The 17,855-nt window shown below is 66.8% G+C and carries 14 protein-coding genes; 8 read left to right on the top strand and 6 right to left on the bottom strand.

The genetic code is table 11. From position 1 onward, the window contains the following. The 4 genes from H9Q09_RS18585 to H9Q09_RS18570 form a co-directional block, all read right to left on the bottom strand. On the bottom strand, nucleotides 1–1,347 hold the full coding sequence (locus H9Q09_RS18585) for a pilus assembly protein TadG-related protein (RefSeq protein WP_187392271.1): 1,347 nt from the start codon (nucleotides 1,345–1,347) through the stop codon (nucleotides 1–3). 150 nt (nucleotides 1,348–1,497) lie between these two features. Further along, a complete protein-coding gene (locus H9Q09_RS18580; protein WP_187392270.1) occupies nucleotides 1,498–4,254 on the bottom strand; it encodes an ATP-binding protein in 2,757 nt (918 codons plus the stop codon). A gap of 104 nt (nucleotides 4,255–4,358) precedes the next feature. Then, entirely contained in the window at nucleotides 4,359–5,555 is a 1,197-nt protein-coding gene (locus H9Q09_RS18575) for an EAL domain-containing response regulator (RefSeq protein ID WP_187392269.1), read from the bottom strand. A gap of 172 nt (nucleotides 5,556–5,727) precedes the next feature. Beyond that, entirely contained in the window at nucleotides 5,728–6,123 is a 396-nt protein-coding gene (locus tag H9Q09_RS18570; protein WP_187392268.1) for a hypothetical protein, read from the bottom strand. A gap of 467 nt (nucleotides 6,124–6,590) precedes the next feature. Between H9Q09_RS18570 and H9Q09_RS18565 the strand changes: the two genes are divergently transcribed. The 3 genes from H9Q09_RS18565 (at nucleotide 6,591) to H9Q09_RS18555 (ending at nucleotide 9,399) form a co-directional block, all read left to right on the top strand. Next, entirely contained in the window at nucleotides 6,591–7,811 is a 1,221-nt protein-coding gene (locus H9Q09_RS18565) for a zinc-dependent alcohol dehydrogenase (RefSeq protein WP_187392267.1), read from the top strand. Between the two features lie 54 nt (nucleotides 7,812–7,865). Further along, a complete protein-coding gene (locus tag H9Q09_RS18560; protein ID WP_187392266.1) occupies nucleotides 7,866–8,261 on the top strand; it encodes a DUF427 domain-containing protein in 396 nt (131 codons plus the stop codon). A gap of 178 nt (nucleotides 8,262–8,439) precedes the next feature. Next, a complete protein-coding gene (locus H9Q09_RS18555; RefSeq protein ID WP_187392265.1) occupies nucleotides 8,440–9,399 on the top strand; it encodes a lysylphosphatidylglycerol synthase domain-containing protein in 960 nt (319 codons plus the stop codon). Here H9Q09_RS18555 and H9Q09_RS18550 read toward each other — a convergent pair. Continuing rightward, nucleotides 9,386–10,885, bottom strand: a complete 1,500-nt coding sequence (locus H9Q09_RS18550; protein ID WP_187392264.1) for a phospholipase D-like domain-containing protein — start codon at nucleotides 10,883–10,885, stop codon at nucleotides 9,386–9,388. The two genes, H9Q09_RS18555 and H9Q09_RS18550, sit on opposite strands and share 14 nt — an antisense overlap. 298 nt (nucleotides 10,886–11,183) lie before the next feature. On the opposite strand from H9Q09_RS18550, the gene H9Q09_RS18545 reads away from it, so the two are divergent. Together H9Q09_RS18545 and H9Q09_RS18540 are read left to right on the top strand one after the other, a co-directional pair. Continuing rightward, on the top strand, nucleotides 11,184–11,435 hold the full coding sequence (locus H9Q09_RS18545; RefSeq protein ID WP_187392263.1) for a hypothetical protein: 252 nt from the start codon (nucleotides 11,184–11,186) through the stop codon (nucleotides 11,433–11,435). Nucleotides 11,436–11,442: 7 nt separating this feature from the next. Next, nucleotides 11,443–11,661 carry a hypothetical protein gene (locus tag H9Q09_RS18540; protein WP_187392262.1) on the top strand — a complete coding sequence of 73 codons (219 nt, stop codon included), beginning with the start codon at nucleotides 11,443–11,445 and terminating at the stop codon, nucleotides 11,659–11,661. Nucleotides 11,662–11,688: 27 nt separating this feature from the next. Here H9Q09_RS18540 and H9Q09_RS18535 read toward each other — a convergent pair whose 3' ends face one another. Further along, nucleotides 11,689–12,549: a DUF305 domain-containing protein gene (locus H9Q09_RS18535; protein ID WP_187392261.1), complete on the bottom strand. Its 861-nt coding sequence runs from the start codon at nucleotides 12,547–12,549 to the stop codon at nucleotides 11,689–11,691. A gap of 453 nt (nucleotides 12,550–13,002) precedes the next feature. Here H9Q09_RS18535 and H9Q09_RS18530 point away from each other — a divergent pair, with 453 nt between their 5' ends. The 3 genes from H9Q09_RS18530 to H9Q09_RS18520 all read left to right on the top strand — a co-directional run bounded on the left by H9Q09_RS18530 (nucleotide 13,003) and on the right by H9Q09_RS18520 (nucleotide 17,754). Beyond that, the gene (locus tag H9Q09_RS18530) at nucleotides 13,003–16,515 is read left to right on the top strand and encodes a chemotaxis protein CheB (RefSeq protein ID WP_246716230.1); all 3,513 of its coding nucleotides are present in this window, start codon (nucleotides 13,003–13,005) and stop codon (nucleotides 16,513–16,515) included. Further along, nucleotides 16,512–16,907, top strand: a complete 396-nt coding sequence (locus tag H9Q09_RS18525; RefSeq protein ID WP_187392259.1) for a response regulator — start codon at nucleotides 16,512–16,514, stop codon at nucleotides 16,905–16,907. The genes H9Q09_RS18530 and H9Q09_RS18525 overlap by 4 nt, the downstream gene beginning before the upstream one ends. 211 nt (nucleotides 16,908–17,118) lie before the next feature. Next, nucleotides 17,119–17,754, top strand: coding sequence for a Crp/Fnr family transcriptional regulator (locus H9Q09_RS18520; protein ID WP_187392258.1), 636 nt, complete (start codon nucleotides 17,119–17,121; stop codon nucleotides 17,752–17,754). The last annotated feature ends 101 nt before the right edge of the window (nucleotides 17,755–17,855 follow it).

The raw sequence follows: 17,855 nt of genomic DNA, 5'->3' as shown, positions 1-17,855 counted from the left end.
TTACTTGCTGAGCGCGATATTGCCGCCGACCGGGCCGACGCCGGCCGGGACCGGCACGTCGGAATCGGCGTAATTGGCGTTGAGGACCAGTTTCACGCCCGAAGTGATGGTGATCTTGTCCGCGACGAGGGCCGTCCAGTCCGAGAACTCGCCGACATTGGACTTGCAGCCGGGCGAGCCCGTCTCGGCCGGATCGTCGGCGGTAGTGATGTCGCATTTGCCATCGGCATTCTTGTCGCCGCCGATGGTGAGCTCGTCATTGGGCAGATAGATCGTGCCGATCATGCGCCGGGCGTTGGCGCTTTCGATCTTGAAGCTGCGGCCGCTGTCCTTCTCGCTGTCGGCATAGATCAGGATGCCGGCCATCGGCCCGTCCTTCGCGGCCGACAGCGAAATCGACGAATCGTTCTTCAGATCGAGGCTGGAGTTCTTGCCGATGAAGACGAGGCTGACATCGTCGCCGGTGATCTCGGTGCCCTTGTGGAGCTTCACCTTGGCGTCCCAGAAGATGTAGGTGCCGGGCCGCAGGGTGATCTTCGACCCGCTGACCTGGAGATTGCCGCAATAGGTGCCGGGCCACAGGATCTGGTTGTTGTTCGAGATCTTCTGGTTCTTGTGATCGCATTTCGTCGGGACCGGCGGAATGCGCGAGGTCAGGGGATCGCTGACGGCCGGGCAATCGGTCAGCGGCAAGGGTTCGTAGTTCGACTCGATCCCGTCATAGCCGCCGGAGGAGCAGGCGAGTTCGCTCGAAAGCTTCGCGACCCTGGTGACCGACAGGCCGCTGGGATCGATCGAGTTGGAATAGACCGCGCAATCGGCCGCCTGGACCTGGGCATTGCCCGAAATGTCGATGGCCTTCTTGCCCTCCTTGGTGAGCGCGATCGCGCAGATGCGGCCGCCGCCGGCAATCCGTGCCGTGGCGCTGGCCGTCAGCGTGCCGATCGCGCCGGTCAGGTCGGGCATGGGAAGCGACTTGCCGAAATCCTTGTTGAGCGTGACCGTGACCTCGGTGGAGATGGCGGATTCCGCAGCAGTCGCATCCGATCGGCCGCCGATCTTGACGTCGATCGAGACGCCTTCCGCCTGGTTGCCGAGATTGGTCATGGCGAAGGAATAGGCGACGCTCTTCAGCACCTCCGGCCGGCTGTTGGCCATGTAGAGTTCGCGCGCGGCCGCCAGGGCTGCGCTGTCGGCGGCGCTCTGCAGGCGGGAATGGGCGGATTGAGCGGTCGAGAGATTGACGACGCTGCCCATGATGAAAATCAGGAGCGGCGTGAGCAAGGCCACGATGGCGGCGACATTGCCACTGGTCGAGGCTGCGAAGGCATTCAGACGGTGCGTCATGTCATGCCTCCTCTGTCAGGGTGCCGGTTGTGGTGAGATGACGAATTCTTCTTAGCTCACAAGCCTTTAGGACGAGGTGAATCCGGCGTTTCGCATTTGAGCTTTCGCGTGTCCGAGGCGTCGTCCGGGCGGTGATGTCCCGGACCTCCTTCATGCCGACTGCTCGGCTGCGTCGGCGTCCGGCGCGGTCGCGAGTGCCGCAAGGGCAGCGTGGCTGTCGGCCAGCGTGGCCGCGATCTCGTCGAGCATGCCGGGCGCGATCGGCTCGCCCGCCTGGGCCGCCGCCTCGACAGCGCCGCAGAGCCCGGCTGCGCGGGCGGCACCGGCGCTGTTGCACATGGATTTCAGCGCGTGGGCAAGCCGGGCCGTCTCGTCGCTGCCGGCCGCGACGGCCTCCCGGAGGTCGGCGAGCGCCTTCGGTGCATTGGCCGCGAACAGGCCGACGATCTTCTGCAGAACCGCCGGGCCGCTGCGTGCGACCAGCGATGCCAGCATGTCCAATGTCGCCGGATCGAGGAGGGGACCGTTCGCGTGGGCCGGCAACGGGGCGTCGGTGGACGGACCCTCCGGCTTTGACCCGGGCTGGTCGTTCGCCGGGCGGGTGCCGGCAAAGTCGCCGAGGACCCGCGAGATCTGCGGGATCGTGAAGGGCTTGGTCAGATAGGCGTTCATGCCCGCGCTCTGCCACTCGCCGGCGCTGCCCGGGTCCTTGTGGGCGGTCAGCGCGACGATGGTCGCGGGCTGGCGGCCGGCATGCCGCTCGCCGTCGCGGATGAGGCGCGTCGCAGTGAAGCCGTCCATGCCGGGCATGGAGCAGTCCATGAAGATGATGTCGTAGGCGTCGCGCTCGGTCATCGCCACGGCGGTTTCGCCGCTCTCGGCCAGCGCCGCGGTGACGCCGAGCGTGGCCAGGGCTTCCTTCAGCACCTCGCGATTGACCGCGACGTCGTCGACCGCGAGGACGCGCAGGCCGGACATGTCGGGCAGTTTCTCCGCTTTCTCCATGGCCGGAGTGTCGTCGCGCAGGGCCGCGAAATCGCCGGTCGCGAGCGCCTGCGCCAGATGCTCGATCTCGCTGCGACGCAGCGGCAGCGCCATGGCGCCGGCGACCGCGAGGTCGGCAGTGTCGCCCTCCGCGACGCGGGCGTCGCTGGCCCGCAGCACCACGATCGGCGGATGTGCGGGTGAAGTGGTCGCCAGCTGTGCCAGGTGCGCCTCGCGCGTCAGGATCAGCGCCGGGGCGGGGCCGATCTCGTCGCCGCGCAGAACCGTGGCGCCGCGCCGGGTGAGAAGGGTGGCGGTCGCCTCGGCGGTGATCGGGTCGGCGTCGAGAAGCCGGATCGTGCGGCCCGAAAGGCTCTGCGGCCGCCGCGCGGGGCGGTGAATCTCCAGCGCGACCTCGAAGCCGAAGCAGGATCCGACGCCTTCCTCGCTGGTCACCCGCACGGCGCCGCCCATGGCCTCCACCAGCTGCTTGGAGATTGCGAGACCCAGGCCGGTGCCGCCGAACTTGCGGGTGATCGTCTGGTCGGCCTGGGTGAAGCGGCCGAACAGCTTGCCCAGCTTGTCGGCGGGAATGCCGATGCCGGTGTCGCGGATGGTGAAGCCCAGCATCGGGGGCCCGCCGGCGTCCCTGGGCGCGAGGCACTCGACCGCGATGGTGACGCCGCCGGTCTCGGTGAATTTCAGGGCGTTGTTGACGAGGTTCGTCAGCACCTGGGAAATGCGGACCGGATCGCCGATCACCTCGGCCGGCACGTCGGCATCGATCATCGTGGCGAGGGACAGGGACTTCTCGCGGGCCTTTTCGGCGAACAGGCTGGCGACGTCCTCGACCAGGGTGTCCACCGACAGCGGGATTTCTTCAAGATCGAGGCGGCCGGCCTCGATCTTGGACATGTCCAGAATGTCGTTGAGGATGTTCAGGAGCCCGCGCCCGGAGCGCAATATGATCTCGGCATGGCGCAGATAGCGGCCCGGGATCGGTGCCGCCGACAGCATTTCCGCCATGACCAGCATGCCATTCATCGGGGTGCGGATCTCATGGCTGACCGTGGCGAGGAATTCCGACTTCGCGGCATTGGCCCGCTCGGCCTCGTCCCTGGCGCTGCGCATTTCGGCGGTGCGCAGGGTGACCGTGTCCTCCAGCGTCTCGCGGTGGCGCTGCAGCAGCCGGTCGCGTTCGTCGATGCGGGCGAACATGTCGTTGAAGGCCCCGGAGAGAACGCCGACCTCGTCGTTCGAGACCACCTGCAGTCGTTTCGACAGATCCGAACGCGCGCCGATATCGGCAAATTCGCCGGCCAGGGCCCGCAGCGGATCGATGATCCGGGCGATTCTCACCCACGCAACCAGAACCGTCACCGCCAGGACGGAGGCGCCGACCAGGAGCGAGATCAGGAGATTGTGGAGATACAGGCCGCGCAGCCAGGCGATGTCGGCATGGATGGCGATCGTGCCGACGACGATGCCGCCCTTGCGGACGGGAGCGGCCCCGGTGATCGTGTCGGCGAAGAACACCGACGTCAGCGTCCCGTCGCCGAGACTGCGATCGGTGCTGACAAGGGCTTCCGAGGTTCCGATCTCGGCCACCGTCCGGCCCTCGGAATCGGCTGCGCTGGCGTAGCGCACATGGGCCAGGTCACGGATCCCGCGCAGGACCTCCAGCGTGCCGCGGCGGTCGTTTTCGGCGATGGCGTTGGAGGCGGCGGCGGCGAAAGCGGCGGCCGAGCTCTTCAGGCGGTTCTCTTCGGCGGTGACCGTCTGGCGGAAATCCTGGTAGACGAAGAAGCCAACGGTGCTGGTGACGCCGACCATGACCGCCAGCACGACGACCAGCGACAGGCGGAACCCGAGGGAGCGCCAGAGCCGGACCCGCGGGGCGGAGGGCTGTCGTGATGCGGGCATGGGTCTATCCTGCGCGCACGGTTCTGCGCCACCGTGACCGCGGCGCCGTCACGGCCGGACGGGCCGGCGCGGAATCAAAACCCGTTTGTGGCCCGGCCACCGGGTCAGGCCGAGCCGAACCGGCGCGCGGCATGCGCGAAGTCGGTGAGGACGAAGGCGTCGGCGGCCGGCAGCGGCTTGCTGTACATATAGCCCTGGACGATGCGGATGCCGGCCTCGCGGACGATGGCGAGTTCCTCGGTCGTCTCGACCCCCTCGGCCACCACCGCCATGCCGAGATCCTTTGCCGTGGTCGCCGTGTTCTCCAGGAAGCGCCGCGAGATGCGGTCGTGGACGCAGGCCTGGACGATGGAGCGGTCGACCTTCAACTCGCTGAACGGGCACAGGCGCAGCAGCGCGAAATTGGCGCTGCCGGTGCCGTAATCGTCGATCGAGACGCCGAAGCCCGCCATGCGCGCCCGCGTCAGGATCTCGATCATGTCGGTCATCGAGTTGGGCAGGGCGGTTTCGGTCAGTTCGAAGGTGATGCCGGACGGGTCGAGGTCGCGCTCGGCCGCCAGGCCGAACAGTGCCGGCATGACATGGGGGACCTCGATGATCCGGGCATCGAGATTGATCGAGACGCGACGCGTGAAGCCCTTGGCTCGCCATGCGGCGATATCGTCCATGACCCGCGTTGCGATCTCGATGGTCAGGGGCGGAAGGTCGGCCTCGCGAAGACCGGGATGAAAGACCGCCTGCGGCCCGAGTATCTCGCCGCCGACGGTGTCGAGCCGGATCAGCGCCTCGAGGCCGGTGACTTCCAGAGAGACGATATCCACCTGGGGCTGGTAATAGGGCAGCAGCGTTCCGCGCGCGGTGGTGGACGCGGCAGTGCTGGCCGGCTTCCTGGTGGATTTCTGCTGTTGCAGGCACGCTTCGCAGGCTTCCAGGAGCGCGACGAAATCGGCTGTCCGGATCGGCTTCTTCATGGAGCCGCAGATGCGCACGCCGAGCATCTCTCCCATGCGGCGGGCCGCATCGAGAATGGCCTCGGATTCGCCGCTCGACAGCAACACGGCACCGCCATAGCCCTGCTCGCCGAGGCTGCGCAGATAGGCGAGACCGTCCATCTTCGGCATGTTCAGGTCGAGCACGATGACGTCGATCGGATGGCGTGCCGCGCGCAGCGCCGCCAGTCCCTCGACGCCGTCGCAGGCCGTCGTCACCGTATGGTCACCCAGGGACAGCACGACGCTCTCGGCCACTGCGAGGAAGACGGGGTCGTCGTCAACGACGAGAATATGATGCGCAGTCGCCATGAAGCCTCCTGGGGACCGCTAACATCCCAGCCGGGAACGAAAAAACGGTTACCAGAGCAGGGCAGATGCGCGATTGTCTGACGGAAAGGTCAGATTTCCGGCTGCCATGGTTCGGCGCCGGCGCGTGAGGTGGGGGAGCCCGACGCGTTGGCAGCCGCGCAGGGCAAGCCGCCTATGCCGGTCCGGGATCGCCACCGGCGAGGATCTTCAGGCTCGCAAGGCTCGGGGCAAAGAACAGCGACAACCCCTTGTAACGGATGAAGTCCCGCAAGGGCAGGTCCAGCGCGGTTCCGTCAGACAGGGGGATGTGAGCCGAGGCGAATGCCTTCAGCTTGTCCCGCAGCCCGAACATGCTGTCCTGGCGCCGCCAGCCCTGTTTCACATCATAGAAGCGATCGCTGAAGCCGGTTTCCTGCATCCAGCGAATGATCGTGTAGAGTTGTTCGTTTATGCGGGCGCAGGCGAAGATGCCGACAAGGCCGCGGTCCCGGCCGTCGTCGACGGAGCCGGCGAGCGGCGGGCCGTAGGAAAATCCGCGCCGCACGAGCGAAGCCCCTCGGATTGTCACGCTAGTCTTTGCTTTGCCCGTACAGGGTCGAGCTGGAACGGCATCGCCGTCACCGAGCCGCGCGCCGGGCCGCGCCGGTGCGGCCGTTCTACCGGTCGATCATATGTCGGCCCGGCGGCGGATGACCCGAAACGGGATCAGAGCTGCCGCCAGCCCAGCATGTAGCATCGCATGAACTTACGATAGGGAAGGTTCGCGCATAGTGTGTCGGCGCACGCCACGAACGCCCGACGATGCCGTCTCCTGAAAGACACCGGACATCGACGACAAACGACGCGACCGGGAACGCTGGCACCGTGCGACGCGGACGGACCGGCGGTCGGCAGCCGGCCATCAAAACAGCAACGGATCAAGGTCCGGCCGTCTGAGTTGATCTTCAATGCAGTGGCACAGTCCGCCGCGTCTGCTGTCGCTGTTGCTTGCTCCATCGAAGCGAGCCACCACGCATAGCTACGAGGATCCAGAAAATGAGAGCTGTCGTTTTTCACGGTATCCGCGACATTCGCCTGGACACGGTCCCCGATCCGACCATCAAGAACCCCACCGACGCCATCGTGCGGATCACGTCGAGCGCCATCTGCGGCACCGACCTGCACATGATCCGCGGGTCGATGCCGGGGATGGTCGAGGGCACCATCATGGGGCACGAGGGTGTCGGCGTGATCGAGGAGGTGGGCAGCAGCGTCCGCAATCTGCGCCCTGGCCAGCGCGTCGTGATCCCGTCGACGATCGCCTGCGGCCACTGCTCCTACTGCCGCGACGGCTATACCGCCCAGTGCGACGATGCCAATCCGAACGGGCATCTGGCCGGGACGGCGTTTTATGGCGGCCCGCAGCCGACCGGCCCCTTCGACGGGCTGCAGGCGGAATATGCCCGCATTCCCCATGCCAACGTCAATCTCGTGCCGCTGCATCCGGAGATCACCGACCATCAGGCGATCTGCCTGTCCGACATCGCCTCCACCGGCTGGTTCGGCGCCGACATCGCCGATATCGAGGCCGGCCGCGGCAAGACGGTGCTGGTGATGGGCTGCGGTCCGGTCGGGCTGTTCAGCATATTGGGGGCTTGGCACAAGGGCGCCCAGCGGGTGATCGCCGTCGACCGCCTGCCGGACCGGCTGGACAAGGCGCGCGAACTGGGCGCCGAGACGATCAATTTCGAGGAAGAGAACCCGATCGAGGCGATCCGCGAACTCACCGGCGGCATCGGTCCGGACCGGGCGATCGACGTCGTCGGGGTCGATGCCTTCATGCCCACCAAGGGGCCGATGCGGGTTCTGGAAAAGCGCGCCGCGCAATATGCCGAGCAGGTCGAGCGGCTGGCCGAGGCGGGCGCCGACACCAATGCGGCGCATTTTGCCGCCGGCGACGCGCCGTCGCTGTCGCTGGAATGGGCGACCGAGGCGCTGGCCAAGGCCGGCACCCTGGCGATCATCGGCGTCTATCCCCAGAGCCACAACGCCTTTCCGATCGGCACGGCGATGAACAAGAACATCACCATGCGGATGGGGAACGCCAACCACAAGAAATACGTCCAGGAACTGGTGGAATTGGTGCGGCGCGGCGGGCTGAAGCCCGAACATATCCTGTCCCAGATGGAACCGATGACCGACGTCATCGCTGCCTATGAGACCTTCGACGCCCAGAACAAGGGCTGGGTGAAAGTGGAACTGAACCCGGATGCATGAGGCGCGTCGCCGTCCGCCTCGCGGCGGTTCACATGTGAAGGAAAGGAGAATGTCATGTCCGATACCCGGACCCTGCAGACCGGCCGTTACGCCATCGACCACATCCGCAAACCAGTGACGGTCTATTTCCACGACGACATCATCGCCAGCACCGACCACGCGCTTCTGGTGCGCGAGGAGGGCGCCGAGCCGATCTATTATATCCCAAGGGATCGCGTTCACACGGCGTTCTTCGTCGACAGCGACCGCGGCGGCGTGCCCGAAGCCAAGGGGCAGGCGCAGTTCTGGACGATCTCGGCGATGAACCGTGCCGGCCAGGACGCGGCCTGGGCCTATACGGACCCGGTCGACGAACTGAGCGCCGTGCGCGACCATATCGCCTTCGATCCGACCCAGGTCCGGGTCGAGGTCGGAGGACCGCCCGCCGGCGCGGTCGAAGAGACCCTGTAAGGCGGAGTCGTGCGGCGCCGCGCGGTTCAGCGGCCGGCGTGCGTGCCGGCATGGAGCGCCGCCGCCGCATCGCCGCCCGTCTGCCGGATGGGCGGTGGCTTTCCAATGGTGTTCGGCGGCGGCGAACGGCCGGCGCCCGGCCTCGCCGGCCACCGACTTCTTGCGATCGGAGACGAACATGGATGCGGATGCGAAGGGTCGATGGCTGACCTGGCTCTGGCGCATCGGCATCGCCAGCTTCGTGGCGCTGGCCGGCTACCTGATCTGGCGGACGCTGCGGGACTACAGCCTTGCCGAACTGATGCAGGCGCTGCGGGCGTTTCCCCTCGACCATCTGGCCCTGTCCGGCATGTTCGCGGCGGGAAGCTACGCGACGCTCACCCTGTTCGATCTTCTCGGCACCCGCTATGTCGGTCACCGGCTGGCCTATCCCAAGGTGGCGCTGGCCTCCTTCGTGTCCCTGTCGCTCGGCCATTCCATCGGCTTTGCCGGCCTGAGCAGCGGCGCCATCCGCTATCGCTTCTACCGGCGTTGGGGCCTGTCGACCGGTGGCGTCGCCAAGCTGATCCTGTTTTCCGGGCTCACGGTGACCGTCGGCCTCGCCACCCTCGGCGCACTGGCCGTCCTTCTGCGCCCGGCGCTCGCGGCGGAGGTGACGGGTCTCGGCCAGGGCATGGTCCTCGCCATTGGCGCCGCCGCCGCCCTGGGGGTCGGGATCTATCTGCTTCTCGCCGCCTTCCTGCGCCGCCCCCTGAGATTCCGCTCCTTCGTTCTGGAAATGCCGAGCCTGCGTCTGGCGCTGGGGCAGGTCGTGCTCGGCGCCACCAATTTCGCCCTGGTCGCGGCCTGCCTCCATCAGGCGCTGCTCGGGATCGCCGAGGTGCCGTATCTGTCGGCGGCGACGGTCTATGTCCTGGCCAATGCCGGCGTCATGCTGACCCACGTGCCCGGCGGGCTCGGCGTCTTCGAGGCCGTCGTGGTGACACTCCTGTCCGGCCGTGGCCTGCTGACGGCGGTGCTGGTCTTCCGCTTTACCTATTTCCTCGTGCCGCTGGCCATCGGTGGCCTGGTTCTGGCCGTCACCGAAACCGTCTGGCGCTCGAAGACGTCGTCGGACGCCTCGGTCAGGAGCAGCTGAAGCGGCCGCGCCACCAGGCTGCCGTGCCGAAGGGGGCGATCGGATCGAGCAGACGCGTGCCGAGTTGCGGCCGCCGCGGGCCTGAGGAGGCGAGGGCGGGAAAGCCGACGAGGCGCCGGTTGCCACCGTTCAGCCGGTCGATGGTACGGATCAGCGAACCGGTCTCCGCGAGCGTCTCCAGCACCGTCGCCGGATCGGCGCCGAGATGTTCGCCGACCAGCCGGGCCATGATTGTGCGGATCGCGGCCCGATGCTCGGTCGTGTCGGCGACGAGGCCGAGGTCGCATTCGGTGTCGACGCCGATGGAGCGGTTGTTGAAATTCGTCGAGCCGACCCGAAGGAAGCTGTCGTCGGCGACGAGGATCTTGGAATGAATGAAGATCTCGTCGGGGTCGGAGACCGGGCCCTGCATCGGGTGGAACACCCGCAGCCTGTCGTGCCGGTCGAACCGCTTCAGATGGCGCAGGAGCCGGTCCCGGTTCGTGCCTTCTGACAGCTGCTCGACGAAACCGTTCATGCTGCGCGTGGTCACGACCACGATCTCCGGGCCGTCCGGGGCCTCGAGCAGTTCGGGCAGGATCGTGCGGGCAAGCGCGCCGGCGAAATACTGGTTCTCGATATAGATCGTCCGCCCTGCGCTGCGCAGCGCGTCGACCGTCAGCCATGCCGCATGGCGCACGGGCGGTGGACCGCGCCAGCCGCCGCCCGGATCGGTGACGGCGATGCCCGCCGGCACATGCTGAAAATCGGGGGACCGTTCCGGTTGCCGGGCGACCGGTCCTGGGGGCGGGCCGGCAAATCGCGGCGTCTCCTCGGTAGCCCGCTGCCAGCGCTCGGCCGCAATGGCCAGCAGGTCGTCGACGACGGGGCCCGTCAGGGCGACCTGGCAATCATGCACCGGCCGCGCCTTCGAGCCGTCGGCCTCGACCCGTCTTTCGTCGGCGGGGCGATGCTCCTGCGTATCCCAGCGGCCGACGGTCAGGTCGATCCCGCCCACGAAGGCGAGCATCCCGTCGACGAGGACGATCTTCTGGTGATGGGACGCGTAGAAGCGGTTCGTGCGGTCGAGCTTCAGATGGATCCGCGGATGATCCTGCCAGTCGTCGCCGAAGAGCAGCGACATGCCATGGCTGGGGGCATGCGCGACCGCGAAACTCCAGATCAGGATATGGATCTCGAGCGTTTCATGCGCTTCGACCAGCGAACGCAGGCGGTCACCCAGCGTGGTGCCGCTGCCGTCCGCATCGGGGCGCAGGCGGACACTGGCGTCGAAGTCCCAGCCGACGATGACGATCGAGCGCCGGGCCTCTTCGAGGCACTCGTCCAGACGCGCGAAATATTGCGCGCCATCGATGAGAACCGTGGCCGTCTCGGCGCGTGAGACGCTTCGGCAGTTCCGCCCTGCCTGCAACAGGGCGAAGGGTGCCGGCGCGTCTGCCGCGTCATGTCCGTACATGGTGGGGGCCTGGGTCGTGTCCTGCCTCATTCCGTCTCGCGTGTTCGTGAGGGAAGCGTCAACCGACGGATATAGTCGTGCACATTCCGCCGGGAACGGGATGAGCATTGCTCCGGGAGCGCCGTCCGGCCGGCGGCGATCACGCGGCGGCGCATAAGTCGCGAATTGCCCGGCCGAACGCGCTTCGTTGTCAGGCAACAGAAATTTCCATGCGCCCCTGGCGGCGCCTTAGGACCCGAGGGACCGGCGGTCGCCGGTGCTGCGCTATCATACTTTAAAGACACGTTCCCGCGGCTTCGCCAGAACGAAGGAAACGTGGAGGCATTCGATGGATCAGACCCAGAAACAGGCGGTGGAAGCCGTCGCACGCGCAGCAGCCACGGGCTCGCTGATGATCGTCCGCCAGACCGCCGGGCGCATCGCCGCGGCCAACGGTATCACCGACGAGGAGCGGGTCGACGATCTCGCCCGCTTCATCATCGCCGAAGGCGGACGGCTCGGCGTGGCCATGGAACCGGGATCGCGGGAGGCCGTCGAGCGTCTGAAGGACGACGGGGCCGGCACGATCGTGGCCCTCTGACCCGCGGATGAGCGCGGTCGATCAGTCGGTTGGCGCCCTCGCGGCGAGCATGCGCGAGGCGGAACGCGAGCGGGCCGTGTGGGCCGAGGGCCGCCGCGCCTGTCGCGAAGAGGGCCCGAATGCGCGCTTCGCCGGCACCAGCACCGCCGACCATGCCATCTGGCTCGCCGGCTTCGCCTATGAACAGGGGCGGCGACGGGCCGGGCGATCCTGGCCGGATCGATGATGGCGGGGTCGCGGCGATGCTGCCCGTTCAGGCGGTGTCACAACCGTAGAAGCCGCGATAGCCGATGGTCAGGCCCTGATCGAGCGTGAAGACCAGCTCGGCATCGGAGCGCCAGTCGGCCTCTTCCCCCAGGGGACGGACGGCGATGGACACGCCCGGCGCGCCGTAGACGACGCCGGTCTCCGTCCGGTCCTGCGCTTCCAGCGGCAGGAGGACGCCGTTCAGCTTCATGGCTCCGTCGGCGCCGTCCCGCGCGGCCCAGAAGATGGGATCGGTCTCGCGGCTGCGGTGGAAGACGCAGCGCGATCCGGCTGCAAGGATCTCGTCTGCCTCGGCCTTCGGCATCGGGGAGGGATCGAGCGTCGAGACCAGGGCCTGGCCGAGGGCGTCCTCGATGGTGCCGATTTCGGCCGGCGGGTCCTGATAGACCGAATCCACCGTGTTGCCGTCCGACACCTCGGCGATGAGGTAGCGCATCTCGGCGATCTCGCGCCGCTGCGCCTCGATGATCTCGTCCGCCATCTTCCGCACGCGCGGATCGCGAATCTGTGCCCGCTCGGAGGTCATGATGGCGATGGAATGGTGCGGGATCATCGCCTGCATGTAGCTCGGCCCGGAGACCGTGACCTGGCTGCGCACGAGCCACAGGGAGAGCGCGAAGACGACGATGGCGCCCGCGAAGATCGCGATGTTCAACGCCTTGTTGGCATACATTCCCAGCATGTAGGCCAGCATGATGACGGCCATGGTGGCGCCCATCAGGATCGCCATGTAGGTGCGCGTCTCCGAAAAGAAGACGTGCTCCAGAGCGTAGGTGTTGAGATACATCAGGATGAACATCACCACGGTCGAGGTGAGGATCATCAGTCCAAATCGCACATAGGACATCGGTCTGGCTTCTCCTTGATCGGCCTGGCGGCGGGGCGGCGGTGCCGACCTCGTTTCAACGTCACTGGCAGGCGTGAGGCACTGTTTCCGCCGGTGTCGGCGACGTCGCCTCTCCCGCCTGTTGCCTGCGGGGCATCGGCCGGACGTCAGGCGGTGCGCTCGCCGACCGCGCAGCTTTTTGGCCGAACGGGTCGCGGCGCGACGGGTTCCTCACGACTTCGAGAGGCGCCTACTCACCCCAGGTCAGGGACAGGTGCCATGCACCATTGCCATGCTCGGTGGAGCGCTGCGTTCGCGACCCTATCCGCGCGCTAACGTAAGCCAGCCACATGATCGACGCCGGTCCCGGCGGGGCGCGCTGTCAAATGTGCGACCGTGGCGTATATCCAAGGGGGAATGACGCAGATTCGATGAGGCTTCATGTCCGACGGGAGCGCTGGTCCAGGCGCCAATATGCAACGCTTCACGCCGGTCTGCGCCATCGGCGCGTCCGCAGGTGGCGTCTCGGCGCTGCGCAGCTTCTTCCGGCAGATTCCCGACGATCTCGGACTGGCCTATGTGGTCATTGTCCATCTCGCGCCGGACCATCCGAGCCTCCTCAGCGAGATCCTGGCGGCCTGCACCTCCATGCCGGTCCACGAGGTCCATGACGGGCCCGCCCTGAAGCCCAACTGCGTCTATGTGATCTCGCCCGATCGCGAACTGGTCATCGAAGGCGATTCGATCGCCGCCCGTCCCTTCACCGAACCCCGCGGGCATCGCGCGCCGATCGACATGTTCTTCCGCTCCATCGCGGCCGGACGCGGCGATGGTCTGGCGGTGGTCATGACCGGGGCGGGCTCGGACGGCGCGATCGGCATTCGCTCGATCAAGGAGGCGGGCGGCGTCGTCTTCGTGCAGGAGCCGGCCGAGGCGGGCTTTCCGTCGATGCCGCACAGCGCCATCGCCACCGGCGCGGCGGATTTCGTCGGCCCCATCGCCCGGCTGGTGGAGCGGATCGGGGAGGTCGCGCGCAGCAAGGAGGCGGTTCGCTCGCTCGACGAAGGCGGCGCGGCCAACGATTTGCGGCGCATCACCACCTTTCTGCGGGCCCGGACCGGACACGATTTCTCCAGCTACAAGCGCGCGACGGTGATGCGCCGCGTGCTGCGCCGCATGCAGGTCAACCGCATCACCAGCATCGCCGAATATGCGGACTATCTGAAGAGCACGCCGGAAGAGGCGCAGGACCTGTTCGGCGACCTCCTGATCTCGGTGACCATGTTCTTCCGGGACAATGACGCCTTCGCGTCGCTCGCGCGCTGCGCGATCGCGCCGATCTTCGACAATCTGGAGGAAGAGGGCATCCGCGCCTGGGTCGCCGGCTGCGCCACCGGCGAGGAGGCCTACAGCCTGGCCATCCTGATGCTGGAGGAAGCGGAGCGGCGCAAGGTGCAGGTGCCGATCCAGATCTTCGCCAGTGATCTCGACGAGGGCGCTTTGGCGACGGGGCGGCAGGGCCGCTACCCCCATTCGATCCGTGCCGATGTCAGCGACGAGCGTCTCGCCCGCTACTTCCACGACGACGGCACCCATTACCGCGTCAACCAGGAGGTCCGCGACTGCGTCCTGTTCGCGTCGCACAGCGTGCTGCGCGATCCGCCCTTCCTGCGGCTGGATCTCGTCGCCTGCCGCAACCTGCTGATCTATCTGGAGCGCTCGCTGCAGAAGCAGATCTGCTCGATCTTCCATTACGGGCTGCGGGGCAACCGCTATCTGTTCCTCGGCTCGGCCGAGACCGCGGATTCCAGCCCGGACCTGTTCGCCACCGTCGAGCGGGACGCGCGGATCTATCGCAGCCTGCCCAAGGCGCCCGGCATGCAGCCGGAACTGCCGCAACTCGTCGCCGACCATCGCGCCACGGGCTACGCGCAGGCCGCCGAGCCGCAGGCCGCGCGCGACGGACGGGCGCCGACGCCGACCGATACCCACGCTTCGGCCCTCGAACGCTTCGCGCCGCCCAGCGTGCTGGTCGATGCCGGCTACAACATCCTGCACATGTCGCCGACGGCAGGCCGGTACATCCTGCACTCGTCCGGTCCGTTCACCAGCCGGCTCTCGGCGGTCGTGCGGCCGGAACTGCGCCTCGACCTGAAGATGGCGCTCGGCAAGGCGTTCGATCAGAAGCTGCCGACGGTGACCCATCCGGTGGCGGTGGACATGGAAGGGGCGATCCGCAGGATCACCCTGTCGGTGATCCCCGTGACCCACGGAACGGTCGCTCCCGTGCAGACGCTGGTCCTGTTCAATGACGGGGGGCCGGCCGAGATCGACGAGGGCCCGGATCCCGAAGCCCTTGCCGAGCCCGGCGAGATGCGCCGCCTCCATGCCGAGCTGAAGGCCGCGCAGGAGGCGCTGGTCGCCAGCCGCCACGAGCACGAGTCCTCGATCCAGGATCTGCGGGCGGCAAACGAGGAACTGCAATCCATCAACGAGGAGTACCGGTCCACCTCCGAGGAACTGGAAACCTCCAAGGAGGAGCTGCAGTCGATCAACGAGGAACTGCAGACGGTCAATGCCGAGCTGAAGGTCAAGCTGCAGAGCATTTCCTCGGCGCACAGCGACCTGCAGAACCTGACCACGGCAACCGAGATCGGCACGCTCTTCCTCGACGCCCAGCTGCGCATCAAGATGTTCACGCCGCCGGTCGCGGCATTGTTCAACATTGCCGAGAGCGATGTCGGCCGGCAGATCACCGACTTCACCCATCAGCTCGAGCATGACGGCATCGAGCGGGAGGTGAAGAAGGTGCTGCGCGATCTGGCGCCGCTGGAAAGCGAGGTCTGCAGCCGCGACGGACGCTGGTACATGATGCGGGTGCGCCCCTATCGCACCATCGAGGACCGGATCGACGGCACGGTGATGACCTTCGTCGACATCACCGAGCGCCTCGAGATGGAGCGCCGGCTGGCGGAGTCGGAACGCCGGCTGCGGGCGCTTGTCCAGGCCAGTGCGCAGGTCATGTACCGGATGAACTCGGACTGGTCGCGCATGCGCGAACTGTCCGGCGAGGCGGGCCTTGGCGATGACGACAGCGGCGGCGACAACTGGTTCGCGCGCTTCATCCAGCCCGAGGACCGTCAGCAGGTCGAGGAGACGGTGACCGCGGCCGTCGCGCGCCAGGCCCCCTTCGAGATCGAATACCGGACCCGGCGCGCCGATGGCACGGGCGCCTGGGCGCTGGCGCGGGCCGTCCCGATCTTCGACGAGTCCGGCGCGCTGACCGAATGGTTCGGTATCGCCAGCGACATTACCGAGAGCAAGGATTTCCAGGAGCGTCAGCGGGTTCTCGTCGCCGAATTGCAGCACCGCACCCGCAACCTTCTCGGCGTGGTCCGCTCGCTGGCCGAAAAGACCGCCGAAGGGGCAGAATCCACCCAGTCCTTCCTGGCGAAATATCACACCCGTCTCGACGCCCTTTCGCGGGTCAACGGCATGTTGTCGCGACTGGAAAGCGGCCAGCGCGTGACCTTCCTGGAACTCGTCCATGCCGAGCTGGCCGCCCAGGGCGGCGATCCTGACACGCTGGGCGATCGGGTGATGCTGGACGGGCCGGCGGATGTCGAGCTGCGCTCCTCGACGCTCCAGACCTTCGCACTGGCGATCCATGAACTGACCACGAATGCGACCAAATACGGTGCGCTGGTGGGGAACGGCCGGCTGGCCGTATCGTGGCGCCGGCAGACGGACGCGAACGGCGTGGAATTCCTGCATCTCGAATGGATCGAAACCGGGGTGGAGATGAGCCTGGAACGCAAGAGCCCGATGTCGGCCGGCGGCTTCGGCCGGGAACTCATCGAGAAGGCTCTGCCTTTCCAGCTTGATGCGCGTACGACCTATCGCCTGACCGACGATGGCGTCGAATGCACGATCGACCTACCGGTCAGGCGGATATCGCAAGGCGGTAACGAGAGGAGCGAACCATGAACATGGTGGCGAACAGGCAGAGTGATCGCCGGCTCGACCTTTCCGGCAAACGCGTGCTTCTCGTCGAGGACGAGTACTTTCTTGCGGAAGACATGAGCCGCAGCCTGCGATCGTCCGGCGCCGAGGTGCTGGGGCCCTTTGCCGATGTGAACGGCGCCATGCGTTGCCTGGAAACCGAGACGGAGGTCAGCGCGGCGATCCTCGACATCAATCTGCGCGGCGAGATGATCTTCCTGCTTGCCGACGCCCTCGGCGCGCGCAAGGTCCCCTATGTCTTCTCTAGCGGCTATGAACGCTGGGCCATTCCGCAATCCTACAGCAAGGTCCCGCTCTACGAGAAGCCGACCGACGCCGCCAGGCTGATGCGCGAGCTGTTCGGCCAGGGGCGGTAGCCTTTCGGCGCGCAGCGGCCGGCTCCCGCAGGCGGATCGGTCCGCTTGGGTCATGCCTACGGAAACAGTGCTTTACAGAGAAAGTTGAGGCCACCATCCAGCGGGGTGATAGGCTATCGGGCTGAGCGGCGTCGATCGCTGCAGCCCCCTCGCGGGCATGATCTTTCGAGGAGGATTCTCTTCGACAGGCGATCGTCCGGAATGGAGTGAAATGCCCCACAAGCTGATCCGCAAGCTCGAGCATTTCACGCGGCTGGCATCGGACGATCGGGCCGCTCTCGAGGCGCTCGCACAGCATCGGCAACGCGTCTACCGGGCCCGCGAAACGATCATCAACGAGGGCGACAAGCCGGAGGTCATCAATCTGTTCCTCGACGGATGGGCCTGCCGCTACAAGGATTTGGAGAACGGCAAGCGGCAGATCATGTCGATCTTCGTTCCCGGCGACATCTGCGACCTGAACATCTTCATCCTCAAATACATGGATCATTCGATCGCGGCGCTGACCCCGGTGACGGTGCTGGAGATCTCGCGCGATGCCTTCGAACGCGCCATCGCCCGGTGCCCCCGCGTGATGCAGGCGCTGTGGTGGGACACGCTGGTCACGGTGGCGGTCCAGCGGGAATGGACGATGAATGTCGGCCAGCGCGACGCGCGCGAGCGCATCGCCCATCTGATCTGCGAACTCTACACGCGGCTCGACTGCGTCGGGCTCGTCACCGAGGGCGCCTGCCTGTTTCCGCTGACCCAGAGCGAACTCGGCGAGGCAACGGGCCTGACACCCGTCAGCGTCAACCGCGTGCTGCAGGATCTGCGCAGGTCCAACCTCATACCGGCCCGCTCATGAACTGACCGCTTTAATGTACGGGTAGTTGCAAAGGGACCGGATGCGGCTTGGATCTCTGGTGGCGCGGTTCCAGGCATCGCAGCAAGCGTCGATGATGGCTT

The sequence above is a fragment of the Aurantimonas sp. DM33-3 genome, assembly GCF_014334315.1.
Lineage (GTDB): Bacteria > Pseudomonadota > Alphaproteobacteria > Rhizobiales > Rhizobiaceae > Aurantimonas > Aurantimonas coralicida.
This window is presented reverse-complemented; position numbering and strand designations above follow the sequence as displayed.